This window comes from Arthrobacter sp. TJ-240 (assembly GCF_058269195.1).
The window spans coordinates 24,996-43,271 of the sequence record NZ_JBZCNG010000010.1 but is presented as its reverse complement, the minus strand read 5'-3'; the positions used below and the strand labels follow the sequence as shown (position 1 = coordinate 43,271).

The 18,276-nt window shown below is 71.8% G+C and carries 15 protein-coding genes and 1 tRNA gene; 10 read left to right on the top strand and 6 right to left on the bottom strand.

Annotated features, from left to right (window positions below; translation table 11 throughout):
* Nucleotides 1–11 precede the first annotated feature (11 nt).
* The 4 genes from AC4D2C_RS18305 to AC4D2C_RS18290 form a co-directional block, all read right to left on the bottom strand.
* A tRNA-Arg gene (locus AC4D2C_RS18305) sits at nt 12–84 on the bottom strand.
* A 90-nt stretch (nt 85–174) separates the two neighbouring features.
* Nucleotides 175–1,683: an FAD-dependent oxidoreductase gene (locus tag AC4D2C_RS18300; RefSeq protein ID WP_490916239.1), complete on the bottom strand. Its 1,509-nt coding sequence runs from the start codon at nt 1,681–1,683 to the stop codon at nt 175–177.
* Nucleotides 1,680–2,540 (bottom strand): FAD:protein FMN transferase, encoded by an 861-nt coding sequence (locus tag AC4D2C_RS18295; protein WP_490916238.1) that lies wholly within the window; start codon nt 2,538–2,540, stop codon nt 1,680–1,682. Before AC4D2C_RS18295 ends, AC4D2C_RS18300 begins: the two co-directional genes overlap by 4 nt.
* 8 nt (nt 2,541–2,548) lie before the next feature.
* Complete coding sequence (locus AC4D2C_RS18290; RefSeq protein ID WP_490916237.1) at nt 2,549–3,133, bottom strand: FMN-binding protein; 585 nt, start codon at nt 3,131–3,133, stop codon at nt 2,549–2,551.
* A 234-nt stretch (nt 3,134–3,367) separates the two neighbouring features.
* On the opposite strand from AC4D2C_RS18290, the gene argS reads away from it, so the two are divergent.
* From argS to AC4D2C_RS18240, 10 genes are all read left to right on the top strand, one after another.
* Nucleotides 3,368–5,008 carry an arginine--tRNA ligase gene (gene argS / locus AC4D2C_RS18285; protein WP_490907549.1) on the top strand — a complete coding sequence of 547 codons (1,641 nt, stop codon included), beginning with the start codon at nt 3,368–3,370 and terminating at the stop codon, nt 5,006–5,008.
* A gap of 2 nt (nt 5,009–5,010) precedes the next feature.
* A complete protein-coding gene (gene lysA / locus AC4D2C_RS18280; RefSeq protein ID WP_490916236.1) occupies nt 5,011–6,561 on the top strand; it encodes a diaminopimelate decarboxylase in 1,551 nt (516 codons plus the stop codon).
* Nucleotides 6,558–7,886: a homoserine dehydrogenase gene (locus AC4D2C_RS18275; protein ID WP_490907547.1), complete on the top strand. Its 1,329-nt coding sequence runs from the start codon at nt 6,558–6,560 to the stop codon at nt 7,884–7,886. Before lysA ends, AC4D2C_RS18275 begins: the two co-directional genes overlap by 4 nt.
* On the top strand, nt 7,887–8,990 hold the full coding sequence (thrC, locus tag AC4D2C_RS18270) for a threonine synthase (RefSeq protein ID WP_490916235.1): 1,104 nt from the start codon (nt 7,887–7,889) through the stop codon (nt 8,988–8,990).
* A 1-nt stretch (nt 8,991) separates the two neighbouring features.
* Nucleotides 8,992–9,981, top strand: a complete 990-nt coding sequence (thrB, locus tag AC4D2C_RS18265; RefSeq protein ID WP_490916233.1) for a homoserine kinase — start codon at nt 8,992–8,994, stop codon at nt 9,979–9,981.
* Nucleotides 9,982–10,301: 320 nt separating this feature from the next.
* Nucleotides 10,302–12,506: a transcription termination factor Rho gene (gene rho / locus AC4D2C_RS18260; protein WP_490916232.1), complete on the top strand. Its 2,205-nt coding sequence runs from the start codon at nt 10,302–10,304 to the stop codon at nt 12,504–12,506.
* 133 nt (nt 12,507–12,639) lie between these two features.
* The gene (gene prfA / locus AC4D2C_RS18255) at nt 12,640–13,719 is read left to right on the top strand and encodes a peptide chain release factor 1 (RefSeq protein ID WP_104049675.1); all 1,080 of its coding nucleotides are present in this window, start codon (nt 12,640–12,642) and stop codon (nt 13,717–13,719) included.
* Between the two features lie 2 nt (nt 13,720–13,721).
* On the top strand, nt 13,722–14,585 hold the full coding sequence (prmC, locus tag AC4D2C_RS18250) for a peptide chain release factor N(5)-glutamine methyltransferase (RefSeq protein ID WP_490916231.1): 864 nt from the start codon (nt 13,722–13,724) through the stop codon (nt 14,583–14,585).
* Entirely contained in the window at nt 14,582–15,547 is a 966-nt protein-coding gene (locus AC4D2C_RS18245; protein WP_490916230.1) for a glycosyltransferase, read from the top strand. The genes prmC and AC4D2C_RS18245 overlap by 4 nt, the downstream gene beginning before the upstream one ends.
* A gap of 79 nt (nt 15,548–15,626) precedes the next feature.
* Nucleotides 15,627–16,337 (top strand): L-threonylcarbamoyladenylate synthase, encoded by a 711-nt coding sequence (locus AC4D2C_RS18240; protein ID WP_490916229.1) that lies wholly within the window; start codon nt 15,627–15,629, stop codon nt 16,335–16,337.
* Between the two features lie 6 nt (nt 16,338–16,343).
* Here AC4D2C_RS18240 and AC4D2C_RS18235 read toward each other — a convergent pair whose 3' ends face one another.
* Together AC4D2C_RS18235 and AC4D2C_RS18230 are read right to left on the bottom strand one after the other, a co-directional pair.
* Entirely contained in the window at nt 16,344–17,285 is a 942-nt protein-coding gene (locus AC4D2C_RS18235) for an NAD-dependent epimerase/dehydratase family protein (RefSeq protein WP_490916228.1), read from the bottom strand.
* A complete protein-coding gene (locus AC4D2C_RS18230) occupies nt 17,282–18,253 on the bottom strand; it encodes a glycosyltransferase (RefSeq protein WP_490916227.1) in 972 nt (323 codons plus the stop codon). Before AC4D2C_RS18230 ends, AC4D2C_RS18235 begins: the two co-directional genes overlap by 4 nt.
* Between the last annotated feature and the right edge of the window lie 23 nt (nt 18,254–18,276).

Sequence of the window (18,276 nt, the reverse complement as noted above, 5' to 3'; positions counted from 1 at the left end):
GTGAGTCGGTGTGCCCTCGATAGGATTCGAACCTACGACCTTCTGCTCCGGAGGCAGACGCTCTATCCCCTGAGCTACGAAGGCAGACACGTGAGTTTCCGTGCCGGTTGGAGACTCGTCGAGCTTAGCAGGTGAGCAGGGTCCGGGAAAACGCGGGGACCCTTCCCGGCCGCGTCAGTAGCCCAGGAAGGCGTCCGTCTTCACCCGGGACACGCCCGCGGAGCGCACCGTGGTGCGGAAGCCGCCGATGAACGCCGGTGATCCCGAGACGAGCACCGTGCGGCTGCCGAGATCCGGCACGGCGGCCAGGAGATCGTCCGCCGAAGGGTCCGCCCCCGCGTACGTCCACGCCCCGGGCAGCGGAGGGACGTCACTCCCGGAAGGCAGGAAGAGCACCACACGGGTGCCGAGCTCTGCCAGCTCGTCGCGGTACGCGATCTCCTGTGCGTCGCGCACCACGTAGACGAGGACGACGTCGCGGGTCTCGCCCCGCGCGGCCAGGTCCCTGAGCTGGCTGATGAACGGGGTCACGCCGATGCCGCCCGCGGCGAGCAGCAGCGGGACGGACGGGTCACGCGGCAGGCAGAAGTCGCCCCCCACGAGGGTGCCGGTGATCCGTGCGTCGCGGGGCAGGTCGAGCAGCGCCTTCTTGAACGAGCTGCCGGATTCGGTGGTGCGCAGCCCGAAGGTGACGTCGTCCTGCTGGGGCGCGGAGGTGATGCTGAAGACCCTCCGGCTGCCGCGGCCGTCCGCGCCGCGGTGCGGCAGGCTCAGCTCCATGTACTGGCCGGCGCGGAACCGCACGGGTTTCGCCGGCGCGAAGACGAGTTCGGTACTGGTCGGCGTGAGCCGCCGCGAGCCCGCGAAGGACAGCCGCACGCCCCGCCGCTGTCCCATGAGGAACGCCACGGCGTTGCCGATGACGAGCGCGAACTCGGGGCCGAGGAACACCGGGCCGACGGAGAGCTGGAGCGCGAACACGACGGCCACGACGGCCGCGAAGAGCCACTGCTGCCGGCGCAGCGGGGGCAGCGTGAGCGGTTCGGTCATCATGAACCCGAGCAGGAACAGGACGGGGTAGGAGGTCAGGACGAGCTGGAGACCGGCCCCGGGCGCCATGCCCCCCTGTACGAGGCCCACCAGGAGGAGCCCGAGCGCCACGACGAGGAAGACCAACCCCATGGACAGCTTCCGCGTGCGGTACAGGAGCAGGGCGGCGCCCACCGCGACGACGGGCAGCATGTACGGGTTGGCGACCCACCAGGCGGCCGCACCGACGCCGAGGAGCGTGGCGACGACGGCGCCGGTCGCCGCCGGGTTGAGGACATGGCGCCCGCGGAAGGCGAGGAGGAACTTCGACGCGCCGGCTGCCGCCCCGGCCACCAGGATGCCCCCGAGCCCGGCGGCGGTGCTCGACGGGAACATGATGAGGAACACGATCAGGCCCGTGATGAGGGAGGACTCGCTGTGCGGTCGGAGCCGCAGGATCAGGGCCATCAGCCGGGTGCCGACGATCGTCCCGCCCACCGCGGCGGCGAGTGTCCCGCCGAGCTCGGCGGGCGTGTAGGCGAGGAGCCCCGCCACCGACAGGACGAACGCCTCGACGGTCAGGACCAGGAGGAGGGTCAGCGTCAGCCGGTACATGGTCGTGCGGCCGAGCAGGCCGTCGAGTACTGCGGTCATGGGAACAGGGCTCCTTGGAGTGCGGCGGACGAGCGGGCGCGACCGTCCGAGTACACGAGGACGTAGTCGAAGTCGAAGGCCGGGGCGAGGTCGGCGGGGTCGGTGACGAACAGGGCCGTGCACAGGCCGTCCGCGGTCATCGCGTCGGAGGCGAGGACCCAGGTGGCGACGACGGTGTCGACGCAGCGGCCCGTCCGGGCGTCGAGGACGTGGTGCAGCCCGTCGCCCCACACGCGGCGGTTGGACGCGGACGCGCACAGGGCGCCCGACCCGAGCCGCACCGTCCCGATGGCCGACGACGGATCGTAGGGGTGCTCCAGGGCGACCGTGATCGTGCCGGCGCCGGTCCGTCGCATGTCGCCGCTCGCATCCACGACCACGTCGTCGTGCCCCTCGGACACGAGGTACTCCAGCATCAGGTCGACGAGCTGTCCCTTGCCCGCGGCGCCGACGTCGAGGAGTGCGGGAGCACTCAGGGCGACGCCGTCCTCCGTCCAGTCCAGGAGGCCCTGCCAGGCGCGGGAGGGCGCCGGTGCCGCGGTGGGCACGAACGAGTACCCGGCGTCGTACCCCAGGGCGGCCAGGCGCTCACCGACCAGCGGCGAGACACCGCCGCCGGTCACGTCGTGGAGGGAGCGCAGCAGCCGGCCGAGCCCGGCGCCGTGGCCCGGCAGCGGCAGGAACCCTCCCGTCGACGCGAGCGCCGTGACACCGGAGTCCTCGCGGAAGCGCGAATAGAGCGCGTCGTACTCCTCGGCGAGGCGCACCAGTGCAGCGCGCTGCCCGGGAAGGAGCACCGCGGCGCTGTCGACGCGCCAGCGGGTGCCGATCGCCTCGAAGGTGAAGGAGTCCGCCACGGGGTGCCCTAGATCTGGGCTTCGCTCTTGATCCTGTCGGTCGCCTCGTTGAAGCCACCGCTGGTGAGGGAGGACCCGGCCACCTTGTCGACCGCGAGGTCGTCGAGCTTCCTGCCCACGATCGCGTCCGAGATGCCGCCCGCGAAGCGCTCCTGGTACATGGTGGTGGTCGGGTTGTCGGGCATGGGCTCCACCTCGACGGCGGTCACGACGTCGGCCTCGAGCGTCATGGTCACGCCCACCTCCTCCGGGCCGGCCGGGGACTGGTAGGAGCCGGTCTCCGTGTAGGTGCCGTCCTCGTATACCTGGCCCGCGGCGTCCGGGCCCGCGGCGTCGCCGGCCTCCGTCGTCGCCGGCACCTCGCCGGCCGGTGCCTCGGTCGCTGCCGGGGTCTCCGCCTGGGACTCCGGGGCGGGAGGCTCGGCCTCGGCGCCGGCGCAGCCCGCTGCCCCGAGGATCGAGGCCGCCGCGAGGGCCGTCAGGACCCGTCGGGGGAGCGGGGACGCTGCCCTGCCGGTCGTCCGAGCGGAGGAAGGGGCGGAGGAAGGGGCGGAGGTCGACGCGAGGAGGGCGTCGGGAAGGCGGACGGTCACTGGGTGCTCCTGGGGTTCGGCGGGACGGGACCGGGCGGGACGCCCCGATACCGGTGCGAAGGTTGAAGCTCGAACTGACGTGCCTGTTCCGTCCAACGTTCCACTCCGTCATTCGTTTCCCCCGGGACATCGGACTGTCGTGTGGATCACAAAGTACCCGCAGCAGTCCTCGCCGTCGCGTCGGCTGCGTCACGCGAATCGGGGCGCCGAGGTGCGCGCCGCTATGCTGGTCTGGTGACTCCCGAAGAACTCTCTGCCGCTATTTCCGCCTGCCTGAGGGCCGCCGTCGAGGACGGTGACCTCCAGCTCGACCTCCCCTCGGAGGTGCGCGTGGAGCGACCGAAGAACCGGGACCACGGGGACTGGGCCACGAACATCGCCCTGCAGCTCGGCAAGAAGGCCGGCATGAACCCGCGCGAGTTCGCCCAGCTGCTCAGCGAGCGCCTCGCGGGCATCGACGGCGTCAAGAGCGTGGACATCGCCGGTCCCGGCTTCCTCAACATCACGCTCGACGCCGGAGCTGCGGGCGAACTGGCGCGCACCATCGTGGACGCCGGCCGAGCCTACGGCACCAATGAGGCGCTCGCCGGCCACACCATCAACATGGAGTTCGTCTCCGCCAATCCGACGGGCCCGCTGCACCTGGCGCACACGCGCTGGGCGGCCCTCGGCGATTCCATCGCCCGCGTCCTGCGTGCCAGCGGCGCGCAGGTGACCACCGAGTACTACATCAACGACGCCGGTACGCAGATGAACAACTTCGCGGACTCCGTCCTCGCGACCATCAAGGGACGCCCGACGCCCGAGGGCGGCTACCCCGGCGAGTACATCGCCGAGCTCGGCCGCGCAGTGCTCGCCGCCCGCCCCGACGTCGCGGACCTCGAGGACGCCGCAGCCCTCCCGATCGTGCGCGCCCTCGCCTACGAGGCGCAGATGGCCGACATCAAGGAGACGCTGGCGGACTTCGGCGTCCACTTCGATGTGTTCTTCTCCGAGTCGGCCCTGCACGACGGCGGTGCGGTCGAGCAGGCGGTCGACCGCCTGCGCGAGCAGGGCCACGTCTTCGACGAGGACGGGGCCGTCTGGCTGCGCACCACCGACTTCGGCGACGACAAGGACCGCGTCCTGATCCGGGCCAACGGGGAACCCACCTACTTCGCCTCCGACGCCGCCTACTACCTCTCGAAGAAGGACCGCGGCTTCTCCGAGAAGATCTACCTGCTCGGCGCGGACCACCACGGCTACATCGGCCGCCTCAAGGCCATCGCGGCCTGCGCCGGCGACGACATGGAGCAGAACATCCAGGTCCTCATCGGGCAGATGGTGTCCGTCAACGGTGCCCGACTGTCCAAGCGCGCCGGCAACATCATCGAACTGCGCGACCTGCTGGACTGGCTCGGCAGGGATGCGCTGCGGTACTCGCTGGGACGCTCGCCGGCGGACTCGGCCATGTCCATCGACCCCGAGCTGCTGCGTAAGAACACCAACGAGAATCCCGTGTTCTACGTCCAGTACGCCCACGCCAGGACCCACGCCGTCGGCCGCAACGCCGTGTCGGCCGGGGTGGACACCAGCACCTTCGACGCCACCTCGCTCGCGCACCCCACCGAAGGCGAGCTGCTGGCCGCCCTCGGCCAGTTCCCCGGCGTCGTCGCGCAGTCCGCGACCTTCCGCGAACCGCACCGCGTGGCCCGCCATCTCGAGGTCATCGCCGGCACCTACCACCGGTGGTACGACGCCTGCCGTGTCGCGCCGCTCGGCGACGCGCCGGTCGAGGACGTGCACCGCTCACGCCTCTGGCTGAACAACGCCACGCAGCAGGTCCTCGCCAACGGACTCGACCTCCTCGGCGTCTCCGCGCCGGAGAGGATGTAGCGGTGACGGGGACGGGATCCGCCGAAGCATCGCCGCTCGCGCCCGAGTGGCTGTCCGTGCCCGCCGAGCCTGCCCGGCTGGACGCGAAACTGTGGGCCGAGGACGTCGGGCGGGGCGCCGACGGCGTCCTGCGCGTCGACGGCGTGTCCGTGACCGACCTCGCCGAGCAGTACGGCACCCCGCTGTTCGTCATGTCGGAGCAGGACTTCCGCACGCGTGCAGCGACGTTCCGCGATGCGTTCGACGAGGCCTTCGCGGACCTGTGCGGGGGAGTGGACGTGTTCTACGCGGGCAAGTCCTTCCTCTGCACCGAGGTGGCCCACTGGGTCCGGGAGGAGGGCCTCGGGCTCGACACCTGCTCGGGCGGCGAGCTCGCCGTCGCGCTCCGCGCCGGGCTGCCCGGCGCGAAGCTCGGACTGCACGGAAACAACAAGTCCGCTGCCGAGATCACCCGGGCCATCGACGCCGGCCTCGGCCGGATCGTCGTCGACAGCATCCAGGAGGTCGCGCTCGTCGGCGACCTCGCCGTGCAGCGCGGCCGCACCGCCAACGTCATGCTCCGCCTCACCCCGGGCGTCCACGCGCACACGCACGAGTTCATCGCCACGGCACACGAAGACCAGAAGTTCGGCCTCTCCCTGACCACCGACCAGGGCCCGGGCCAGGACGGCGGCCAGGAGGGCGACGCCTCGCCGGCCGCCCGCGCCGTCGCGGACGCCCTCGCGCACCCCGGCATCAACCTCCTCGGTGTGCACTGCCACATCGGGTCGCAGATCTTCGAGCCGGAGGGCTTCGAGCTCGCGGCGCAGCGCCTGCTCGGCTTCCTCGCGGGCGTCCGCGACCGGCACGGCGTCGAACTGCCGGAGCTCGATCTCGGCGGCGGCTACGGCATCGCCTACACGGAGGCGGACGAGCCGCGCCCCGCGGCGGAGATCGCGCAGGCCATGGCCGCTGTCGTCGGGACGACCTGCCGGGAGCTGGGGCTGTCCGTACCCCGCATCTCGATCGAGCCGGGCCGGGCGATCGTGGGCCCGAGCACCTTCACCCTCTACACCGCCGGGACCACCAAGACCGTGCGCGTGGATGCCGCGGCCAACGGCTCCGAGGTGGTGCAGGACACCTCCGTTACGCATCCGCGGCGCTATGTGTCGGTGGATGGCGGCATGAGCGACAACCCCCGCCCGGTGCTCTACGGCGCGGATTACTCGGCCGTCCTGGCCTCCCGGACGCCCGAGGCGGCACCCGTGCTCTCGCGCGTGGTTGGCAAACACTGCGAGAGCGGTGACATCGTGGTGCGGGACGTCTACCTCCCCGAGGACACCGGGGCCGGTGACCTCCTCGCCGTCCCGGGCACCGGGGCCTACTGCTGGGTGCTCTCGAGCAACTACAACTACCTGACGCGTCCGCCCGTCGTGGCGGTCGTCGACGGCGTCGCGCGCCTGATCGTGCGCGGCGAGACCGAGGAGGACCTGTTCCGCAGGGACGTCCAGCGCGAGCCCGCCTCGCCAGGCAACGCAGCGCCCGCCACGGATCCAGGAGCCCGCACAGCATGAACTCACCAGAACCCTCCGCGCGACCCCTGCGCGTAGCCCTGCTCGGCTGCGGAAACGTCGGCTCCCAGGTGGCCCGCATCCTGCTCGAGGACGCGGAGAACCTCGGCCGCCGTGCCGGCGCACCGCTCCAGCTCACCGGCGTCGCCGTGCGCAGCCTGGACGCACGACGCGACGTCGACCTGCCGGCGGGGCTCCTCACCACGGACGCCGAGACGCTCGTCGAGGACGCCGACATCGTGATCGAGCTCATGGGAGGGATCGAGCCGGCGAAGTCCCTCATCCTCCGCGCGATCGGTCACGGCGCCACCGTGGTCAGCGGCAACAAGGCGCTCTTCGCGCTGGACGGCCCCGAGCTCTACGAGCAGGCCGACGCCGCGCGCGTGCAGCTGTCCTACGAGGCCGCGGTGGCCGGGGCCATCCCGATCCTCCGACCCATCCGCGACAGCCTCTCCGGGGACCGGATCACGCGCGTGCTCGGGATCGTCAACGGCACCACCAACTACATCCTCGACCAGATGGACTCCACGGGTGCCTCCTTCGCGGACGCGCTGAAGGCCGCGCAGGACCTCGGCTACGCGGAAGCGGACCCGACGGCCGACGTCGAGGGCCACGACGCCGCCGCGAAGGCCGCCATCCTCGCCTCCCTGTCCTTCCACACGCGGTTCGCCCTCCACTCCGTGTACTGCGAGGGCATCACGTCCGTCACCGCCGACGACATCGCGGCCGCCGCCGACGACGGCTACGTCATCAAGCTGCTGGCCATCGCGGAGATGCTCACCGACGAGGCCGGCGAGGCGGGCATCGGCGTCCGCGTGCACCCCACGCTGCTGCCGCGCTCCCACCCGCTGGCCGCGGTCCACGGCGCGTTCAACGCCGTGTTCATCGAGGCGGAGAACGCCGGCGAGCTGATGTTCTACGGCCAGGGTGCAGGGGGCACGCCGACGGCGTCCGCCGTGCTCGGCGACGTGATCAGCGCGGCCCGGCGCATGGTGCTCGGAGGCCCGGGCCGCACCGAGACCACCACGGGCCACGTACCCGCGCTGAGCATCGACACCGTCCGCACGAGTTACTGCATCCGCCTGGAGGTCGCCGACCAGCCCGGCGTCCTCGCGCGCATCGCGCAGATCTTCGCCGAGAACGGCGTCTCCATCGAGACCATGCGCCAGCGCATCCACCAGGGCGGGCACGACGGCGGTACCACCGCCGAACTGCGGATCGTCACCCACCGGGCGCCGGAGGCCTCCCTCGCGGCGACCGTCAAGCAGGTCGCCGCGCTCGAGGTCATCACCGCCGTCTCGTCCGTGCTCCGAGTAGAGGGAATCTGAATGGCCCACCAGTGGCGCGGAGTCATCCGCGAATACGCCGACCGCCTGCCCGTCACCGACGCCACCGAGGTCATCACCCTCGGTGAGGGGGGAACACCCCTCGTGCACGCCAGGCACCTGTCCGAGCTGACGGGATCCGCCGTCTACCTCAAGGTCGAGGGCATGAATCCCACGGGCTCCTTCAAGGACCGGGGCATGACGATGGCGATGACCGCCGCGGTCGCCGCCGGGGCGAAGGCCGTGGTCTGCGCATCGACGGGCAACACCTCCGCGTCCGCCGCGGCCTACGCCACCCAGGCGGGCATCACCTGCGCCGTGCTGGTGCCCGACGGCAAGATCTCCATGGGCAAGCTCAGCCAGGCCATCGCCCACGGTGCGCAGCTCCTCCAGGTCAACGGGAACTTCGACAACTGCCTCGATGTGGCACGGAAGCTCGCCGAGGCGTACCCCGTCTTCCTCGTGAACTCGGTCAACCCCGCCCGGCTCGAGGGCCAGAAGACCGCGGCGTTCGAGGTGGTCGACACCCTCGGCGACGCCCCGGACTACCACCTCATGCCGGTCGGCAACGCCGGGAACATCAGCGCGTACTGGAAGGGCTACAAGGAGTACGCGGCACCCTACGCCTCGATGCACGCCGGCGAGCTCCCCGCCGTCGCCACGCGCACGCCCGTCATGTGGGGCTTCCAGGCCGAGGGCGCAGCCCCGCTCGTCAAGGGTCATCCCGTCACCGAGCCGGACACCATCGCGACCGCGATCCGCATCGGCAACCCCGCGTCCTGGGATCTCGCCGTCGCCGCGCGCGACGAGTCCGGCGGGCTCATCGAGGCCGTGACGGACGAGGAGATCCTCGACGCCCACCGCTGGCTGTCCTCCAGGGAGGGCGTCTTCGTGGAGCCCGCCTCCGCGGCCGGTGTCGCGGGGCTCATCAAGAAGCACGCGGAGGGCCTCGTGCCCGCCGGCAAGACGATCGTCATCACGGTCACGGGCCACGGCCTGAAGGACCCGCAGTGGGCGCTGCGCATGGCGGACGGATCGGACGTCGAGCCCACCAAGGTGGACTTCGACGTCGTCAGCGTGGCCGCCGCCCTCGGGCTCGAGGACTGACATGGCCGGTCTGCACGCCGCACCGGCGCCCGCGGAGGCGCTGGACCTCCCCGCCGTCGAGGCCGGACAGGACGTCCAGGTGCGGGTTCCCGCGACGAGCGCGAACCTCGGCCCCGGCTTCGACTCCCTCGGCCTCGCACTGACGCTGCAGGACACCGTGCGCGTGCGCACGACGACGTCGGGCACCACGGTCGTGCGGGCCTCCGGTGAGGGGGTGGAGGATCTGCCGACCGACGAGCGGCACCTGGTCGCGAAGTCGCTGATCAGCACGCTCCACCACGCCGGACGGCGGGCAGCCGGGCTCGAGCTCGATACCACGAACGTCATCCCGCACGGCCGCGGGATGGGTTCGTCCGCCGCCGCGATCGTGGCCGGGGTCCTCGCCGGCAACGCGCTGCTGCCCGCGGCGGAGCAGCTCGATGCGGCGCACCTGCTGCAGTGGGCGGCGTCCATCGAGGGCCACCCCGACAATGTGGCACCGGCGCTCCAGGGCTCGCTCGCGATCTCCTGGGAGAGCGGCCACGCCTTCCACAGCACGCGCGTGGAGGTGCACCCGGACGTCGTCCCCGTCCTGGCCGTCCCGGACCTCGCCCTCTCCACGGACAGCGCCCGCGCGCTCCTGCCCGCATCGGTGTCCCACCGGAGCGCCGCCGCGAACGCGGGCCGCGCCGCGCTCCTCGTGCATGCGCTCGGGTCCGACCCGTCCCTGCTGTTCGCCGCCACGCAGGACGCGCTGCACCAGGACTACCGCGCACAGGCCATGCTGCCGAGTGCCACGCTGCTGCGCTCGCTCCGGTCCGCCGGCTTCGCGAGCACCATCTCGGGGGCGGGCCCCAGCGTCCTGACCCTCGCCGTCGGGGAGGCCGGGGCCCTTGCTGCGGAGGAAGCGCTCCGCGACCTGCTCGGACAGGGCGACACGCCGGGGATGTGGCGCATCGCCAGGCTCGCCGTGCAGCGGGAAGGTGCTAAAGTGGGAGTGCACCAAGGGTAGGAACCGCCGGGCGTATCACGCGCCCATCGGAACCAGTGTGTTCCAGCAGGCAGCGCGTGCTGGTGAACTGGCCGTCTCTCTGGACCGCCGCGAATCTGCAGGTCCACAGCAGTAGAACATCCTCCGGTGTAGCCTCCGACCTTATCTTTGTGCGTGCGGACCCACCTCCCGCACAACGACATCCTCAGGCTTCCAGCACACCCAGTCTGTGCCGGATCGTATCCGAACCGACTGAACCCCGCCTGCTTCCCATGCGGCACGGGGCAAACCACCGCGGACCACCGATCAGGTGGCCGCCCGACGAGGGGGAAGGATCCTTCGTGACTGAAACCACTGACCTGTTACCAGGTGTGGCCACCCAAGACGCTGAAGCAACCGGCGCAACAACTTCCAAGAGCAGCGGCCTCGCAGGCCTGAAGCTCGCCCAGCTCCAGGCCCTTGCCGGCCAGCTCGGTATCACCGGCGGATCGAGGATGCGCAAGAGCGACCTCGTGTCCGCGATCTCGGACCACCAGCGCGGTTCCGCCGTCGCCGATCGCCAGAAGGCCCCGAGCGTCCGCAGCGAGCGCAGCGCCGACGCCGGGACCCCCGCCGTCGCCGGGACCCCCGCCGCGTCCGACGACCGGCCGCAGGACGACCAGCCCGCGCCGGCCGAGCGCCAGCCGCGGACCCGCAACCGCAACCGCCGCGCAGGCAGCGACGGCGTCGTCTCCGCCCCCGGCCAGGACGACGCCGTCCAGGGCGAGCAGGTCGAGGCCCCGTCCCGCGACGCCGCCGACGACACCTCCGCGGACGAGCAGCAGGACCGCGGCGACCGCGACAACGGCGGACGCAGCCAGCGCAACCGCCGCAACCGCCGCGGCGAGGACCGCTCCGACGCGCAGCAGGTACAGGCCGACGTGAACGGCTCGCAGGGCGAGGCGCAGAACGGCGGCCAGGGCGAGTCCCAGGCCGACGCGCAGTCCGGTCAGCAGGGCGAGGGCCGCAACGACCGCAACGAGCGCCGCACCCGGTCCCGCAACGGACGCGACGACGATCGCTCGAACGGCTCGAACGGCTCGAACGGCTCGAACGGCTCGAATGGGAACAGCGCGAGCAGCGACACCCAGTTCGACAGCGGCCGCAACGGCAGCGAGCGCAGCGACAACCGTGGCAACGGCGGCAACGGGGCGAACGGTGCCAATGATGACGACGGTCGCGGACGCAACCGCCGCAACCGCGCGAACCGCAACGGCGGCGCCGGGGGCAACGGTCCCGAGGACCGCAGCAGCCGGTTCCGCGACCGCAACGACCGGAACGACCGCAACGACCGCAACGAGCGCCGCCGCGGACGCAACCAGCCGGACGTCGACGACGTCGAGGTCACCGAGGACGACGTCCTGCTGCCGGTCGCGGGCATCCTGGACGTCCTCGAGAACTACGCGTTCGTCCGCACCTCCGGCTACCTGCCGGGCCCGAACGACGTGTACGTCTCGCTCGCCCAGGTGAAGAAGCACAACCTGCGCAAGGGCGACGCGGTCGTCGGCGCCATCCGCGCTCCCCGCGAGGGCGAGACCCAGGCCAGTGCCCGCCAGAAGTTCAACGCCCTGGTGCGCGTCACCTCGGTCAACGGCAAGCCCGCCGAGGACCTCAAGGACCGCGTGGAGTTCGCGAAGCTCGTCCCGCTCTACCCCTCCGACCGCCTGCGCCTCGAGACGGACCCGAAGAAGATCGGCCCCCGGGTCATCGACCTGGTGGCCCCGATCGGCAAGGGCCAGCGCGGCCTGATCGTCTCGCCGCCGAAGGCCGGCAAGACGCTCATCCTGCAGGCGATCGCGAACGCCATCACGATCAACAATCCTGAGGTCCACCTCATGATGGTCCTGGTCGACGAGCGTCCCGAAGAAGTCACCGACATGCAGCGGACCGTCAAGGGTGAGGTCATCGCTTCGACCTTCGACCGTCCCGCCGACGACCACACCACGGTCGCCGAGCTCTCCATCGAGCGTGCCAAGCGCCTCGTGGAGATGGGCATGGACGTCGTCGTGCTCCTGGACTCGATGACCCGCCTCGGACGCGCCTACAACCTCGCCGCCCCGGCGTCGGGCCGTATCCTCTCCGGTGGTGTCGACTCGGCAGCGCTCTACCCGCCGAAGCGCTTCTTCGGTGCCGCACGCAACATCGAGAACGGTGGCTCGCTCACCATCCTCGCCACGGCGCTCGTGGAGACCGGTTCCAAGATGGACGAGGTCATCTTCGAGGAGTTCAAGGGGACCGGCAACATGGAGCTGCGCCTCTCGCGCAGCCTCGCCGACAAGCGCATCTTCCCCGCCGTGGACGTCAACGCGTCCGGTACGAGGCGCGAGGAGAACCTGCTCTCGCCCGACGAGGTCAAGATCATGTGGAAGCTGCGCCGCGTGCTGTCGGGTCTGGAGACCCAGCAGGCACTCGAGCTGCTCACCAACAAAATCCGGGAGACGCAGTCCAACGTCGAGTTCCTAATGCAGGTCCAGAAGACCACGCTGGGCTCCAAGGACTCCGACTAGCAACGGCAGCCGTTCGGGACGGGCCGGCCACGTGGCCGGCCCGTCCCGGGCGGCTCCGTCCGTTAACGGGGCGGTCGTCCATGCCCTCTCGACCTTCGTAGACTGGCTGCACAAGCCGAAAGAGGTACACCCGATGTTTGAGTCCATCCAGGGACTGCTCGACGAACACTCCGAGCTGCAGGACCAGCTCGCCGATCCCGCGGTCCACGCTGATCAGGCCCTTGCGCGCAGGCTCGGCCGCCGGTACGCGGAGCTCGGGCGCATCGTCGATGCCCACAACCGCTGGAGCGCGCTCGACGACGATCTCCAGGCGGCCCGCGAGATGGCCTCCGAGGACCCCGAGTTCGCGGCGGAGGTGCCCGTCCTGGAGGAGCAGCTCGCCACGGCGCAGGAGCGGCTCCGCCGGCTGCTGATCCCGCGGGACCCCAACGACAGCCGCAACGTGATCATCGAGGTCAAGGGCGGCGAGGGCGGCGACGAGGCCGCACTGTTCGCCGGCGACCTGCTGCGCATGTATGCGCGCTACGCCGAGTCCCGGGGCTGGAAGACCGAGCTCATCTCGGCCAACGAGTCCGACCTCGGCGGCTACAAGGACGTGCAGATGGCCATCAAGGGGTCCTCGAACGATCCCGCCGAAGGCGTCTACGCCCGGCTCAAGTTCGAGGGCGGCGTGCACCGCGTGCAGCGCGTCCCCGTCACCGAGTCGCAGGGCCGCATCCACACCTCCGCCGCGGGCGTCCTCGTGCTGCCCGAGGTCGACGAGCCGGAGGAGGTCGAGATCAGCCAGAACGACCTCAAGATCGACGTGTACCGGTCCTCGGGCCCCGGCGGGCAGTCGGTCAACACCACCGACTCCGCCGTCCGCATCACGCACCTCCCCACCGGCATCGTGGTGGCGATGCAGAACGAGAAGTCGCAGCTGCAGAACCGCGAGGCCGCCATGCGCGTGCTCCGCTCGCGCATCCTCGCCCACGAGCAGGAGAAGATCGACGCCGCGAACTCCGACATCCGGAAATCGCAGATCCGCACCATGGACCGCTCCGAGCGCATCCGGACCTACAACTACCCGGAGAACCGGATCGCGGACCACCGCACGGGCTACAAGGCGTACAACCTCGACGCCGTGATGAACGGCGACCTGGAACCCGTGGTGCAGTCCGCCATCGAGATGGACGAGCAGGCACGCCTGGACGCCATCGGCGCGGACGAGTAGACGTGGAGGAAGCCCTGCGGGCCGCCGAACGGCAGCTCCGGGACGCCGGCGTGCCCAGCCCCCGCGTCGACGCCGAACTCCTGGCCGCGCACCTGCTGGGCGTGTCGCGCGGCCGGCTGCGCGCCCTGGCCCTCACCGGTGCGGCGGTCCCCGAGGGGTACACGGCCCTCGTGGACGAACGTGCCCGCCGCGTCCCGCTGCAGCACCTCACCGGCAGGGCGTCCTTCCGCCGCATCGAGCTGTCCGTCGGGCCCGGGGTATTCGTCCCGCGGCCCGAGACGGAGACGGTGGCGCAGCTCGTGATCGACCGTGCCTCCGGTCTCGACGCGCCGAGGATCGTGGACCTCGGCACCGGCAGCGGGGCGATCGCCGCGGCCGTCGCGGACGAGGTACCCGGGGCGGACGTGTTCGCCGTCGAACTCAGCGACCTGGCCCTCGCCTGGGCCGGACCCAACCTCGAGCCCTTCGGCGTCCACCTCGTCCAGGGCGACCTCGCGACCGCCCTGCCCGAGCACGACGGCTCGTTCGACGTCGTGGTGTCCAATCCGCCCTACATCCCGGCCGACGCCGTACCGCTGGAACCGGAGGTGGCCGAGCACGATCCGAGCATGGCACTGTACGGCGGGGGAGCGGACGGCATGGACCTGCCGCGTGCCGCCGCCCGCACGGCGGCGCGCCTGCTCAGGCCCGGCGGCTACTTCGTGATGGAGCACGCGGAAGTGCAGGCGCCCTGGATCGCCGCGTTCCTCGGGCGGATCGGCGGCTGGAGCGCGGTGACCACCCACCAGGACCTCGGCGGCAGGGACCGTGCGACCAGCGCGGTGCGTGCGGCCGGGGGACCGACGACGACGGAAGAGGCACCATGACGGAGCGCAGCACGCAGACCGGACCCGCGGCGGGCACGGACAGGGGCACGGACAGGGGCACGTCCACGGACACCGTCGCCGTCGCCGCCGTGACGTACGACCGGCACGAGGAGCTGGCGCAGCTCCTGCGCTCCCTCGCGGCCCAGACCGCGCCGATCGCGCGCGTGGCCCTCGTGGACTCGGGGACGAAGCCCGCCACCGACGTCGTGGACGCGGCCACCGCGGCGGGAGGCGCGATCCACTACCTGCGCTCGGAGGCCAATCTCGGCGGGGCGGGCGGCTTCGCCTTCGCCATCCTCGCGGCTCTCGCGAGCGGCGCCCGCTGGATCTGGCTCATGGACGACGACGGCCATCCCGAGGACGAACACTGCCTGGCCGAACTGCTCCGCGCGGCCCACGAGCACGACCTCGACGTCGTGAGCCCGCTCGTCGCCGCGACGGATGATCCCACACGGCTGTCCTTCAACTTCCGCATCAACGGGCTGCTCACCAACGACCGCGCGACCCTCGAACCGCTCGGCTACCTGCCCGGCATGGTGCACTTCTTCAACGGTGCCCTCATCCGCGCCGAGGTGTTCTCGAAGATCGGGCTGCCGGACATGAAGTACTTCATCCGCGGCGACGAGGTGGACTTCCTGGCGCGTGTGCGAAAGGCCGGCCTCAAGTACGGCACGGTGGCGACCGTCGCCGTCCGGCACCCGGCCACCTGGTCCGAGATGAAGCCGATCTTCGGCGGGTTCATCACGCCGGTCATCCCCGAGGGCGAGTTCAAGCGGTTCTCCTACTTCCGCAACCGCGCGTACAACGCGCGCAAGTACCGCAACCTGCGCTGGTTCGGAGCCGACGTCATCGGCTTCCCCTACTACTTCCTCACCCGGCGCGACCTCCGGGGGCTGCGCGCCTGGTTCGCGGCCTACTCCGCAGGGCTGCGGGGCACCGGCTTCGGGCCTCCGCCGTCGTGATCCGGCACGGCGCTCCCGAACAGGTGTGCCGTCCGGCGCCGATGTGCGCAGGCGCGCCCGGCAGTGGAAAGATGAACCGGTGACCACCAGCTACGACTGCTCCGACCCCGCCCAGCGCCGTGAGGGCCTCGCCGCAGCCCAGCGCGCCGTCTCGCTCAAGCAGTGCGTCGTCCTGCCGACGGACACCGTCTACGGGATCGGCGCTGACGCCTTCTCACCCCAGGCCGTCGCGACGCTGCTCGCCTCCAAGGGTCGGGGCCGGAACATGCCGCCGCCCGTGCTCATCCCGCGGATCCAGACCCTCGACGGGCTCGCCACCGATGTGCACCCGGACGCCCGCGCCCTCGCCGAAGCCTTCTGGCCCGGCGGCCTCACGCTCATCTGCCATGCGCAGCCCTCCCTGACCTGGGATCTCGGCGACACCCTGGGGACCGTCGCGCTGCGCATGCCCGACGACGACATCGCGCTCGAGCTGCTCACCCTGACGGGGCCGCTCGCGGTGTCGTCGGCCAACCGGACGGGGCATCCCGCGGCGACCACCGCGGCCGACGCCGCCGGTCAGCTCGCCGAATCGGTGGCGGTGTACCTGGACGCGGGCCCGCGGACCGCGGCCGACGGGACCGGCTCCACCATCGTCGACGCGACGGGGGAGACCCTCAGGGTGGTCCGCCAGGGCACCATCCCGCTCGAACGACTGCGCGAGGTGGTCCCGGGCGTCGTCGGCCCGGACGGCGCGGACGGCGTGGACGGCGCATCCGCCGATCACGACGCCGGAGCGCCCTCGGCCTGATCGCCGTCAGGCAGGGGCGGAGCCGCCGCGTGCCTGCGCCAGGACCTCCCGTACCCTGGGCGCGGGTACGAGCTCCTGCTCCACGGCCCAGCCGGGCACCTGGTCCTGGCCGAACCACATGAGCTCCACGCGGCGCACGTGGCCGTCGAGGCGTCCGCGGAGGACCGAGGACACTGCGTAGCCTCCTGCGACGGCGGCGCGGCAGAGCGCCGCCGGCAGCACGCGCGGCCGTCCGCCCGCCGCCTCGAGGACGGTGCGGACGGTGAGGCCCTCCCACGGCTGGAGGACGATGCCCGGCACCGCGCCACGGTGCAGTCCCACGGCGAGGACGAGCCCCGACAGGGCGTCCACGGAGGTGATCGGCGACCGCGCCGTGCCGGGGGAGGCCACCGATGCGAGCGGGGAGTGCGCGAGCCGAACGAGGGCCGCGGTCGTCGGGCGGGCCGGGCCCTGCACCGAGGTGGCGCGGACCGTCACCACGGACAGCCAGGGCGCGCCGTCCGCCGCGAGTGCCAGTGCCTGCTCGCCGAGCGCCTTGCTGCGCGAGTAGGCGGAGAACGGGCGCACGGTCCCCGACTCGTCGAGCCTGTCCGTCCTGCCCTGCACCGCCGCGCTGCTGAGGTGGACGAGGCGGCGCGCTCCCGCCGCCGCCGCGGCGCGGGCCAGGACGGCGGGGAGCAGGGCGTTGGCGCCGAGCAGATCCGACCCCTCGGGCGCGGAGGGCGCGGCGAGCCCGGCGGCGTTGACGACGACGTCGTGCCCCTGCATCGCGGCCACCAGGGCGGAGACGTCAGTGCCGACTGCCGCCTCCAGGAGCGCGGCAGGCGTCTGCGCGGTTGCCGCCAGACGCGGGGCGGGGAGCGCCCGGGCGTCGATGCCCGCGGCCCCCAGCGCGCGCAGCACCGAGGAGCCGACGAATCCCGAACCGCCGACCACGAGCCAGGTCATCGCGTCCCGCCGGTGTGCGCACGTGCCAGCGGCGGCTCGGGCTGCCACGCGGGATCGCGCAGGATCGCACGCGCCGCGCGCCAGCCCCGCCAGAGGGCGGGCGCGCCGGACAGGGACCGTTCGACGGCGACGAGGCGCACCAGCTCCTTCCCGGCCGAGAGGAGCGTCCCGAAGCCGAAGCCCACGGGACTGAACCGGCCGTGCAGCCGCAGGTAGCGGGCGAGGTGCCCCCGGTTCCGCATGCCGCAGAAGCGCGAGAGGTCGCTGGAGTCGTTGAGGTGCCGCACGCCCAGGTCCACCTGCCGCTGGGCGCGGGTCTTCCGGAGCACGAAGGCGTCGACGTACGCCACGGGGTACCGCCGGGAGATCAGCCAGCCGTAGGTGAGGTCGTCGCCGTTGAGGAAGAACCGGGCGTCGGGCAGCCCGATCTCGCGGACCACGTCCGCGGCCACGAGCATGCCCTCGAAGCAGCCCACGTTGGTGTGGAAGACCCGGGACCGCGCGAAGACGTCCCCGCGCACCGGCAGATGCACGCCGAGGGACTCGTTGAGGATGTGCTGCCAGAAGAACGGTTCGCCCGCGTGGTCGTACCGGCGCCCGTGGATACACGAGTAGCGGTCCATCCAGGGGCGGAAGGAGGCGAGGGCGTCGGGCAGCACCACGACGTCGTCATCCATCAGCCACAGCCACTCGGCGCCCTCCCCGAGGGCGCGCGACACGCCGGCCGCGAACCCACCGGACCCGCCCACGTTCGCCGGGAGGCGGTGCACGAGGACCGGCACGCGCGGCTCGAGGGCCGCCAGGAGGTCCCGGGTGCCGTCGGTGCTCGCATTGTCGACGACGATCACGCCCGACGGCGCCGGATCCATGGCGTCGATCGACACGAGGAGGTCCCGCAGGTGGTCGGCCCGGTTGAAGGTGGTGATGACGATGAACACGCGCGGCCTGCCGGCGTCGGGGACGTGCAACGTGGTCCTTCCGGGCCGCGCCA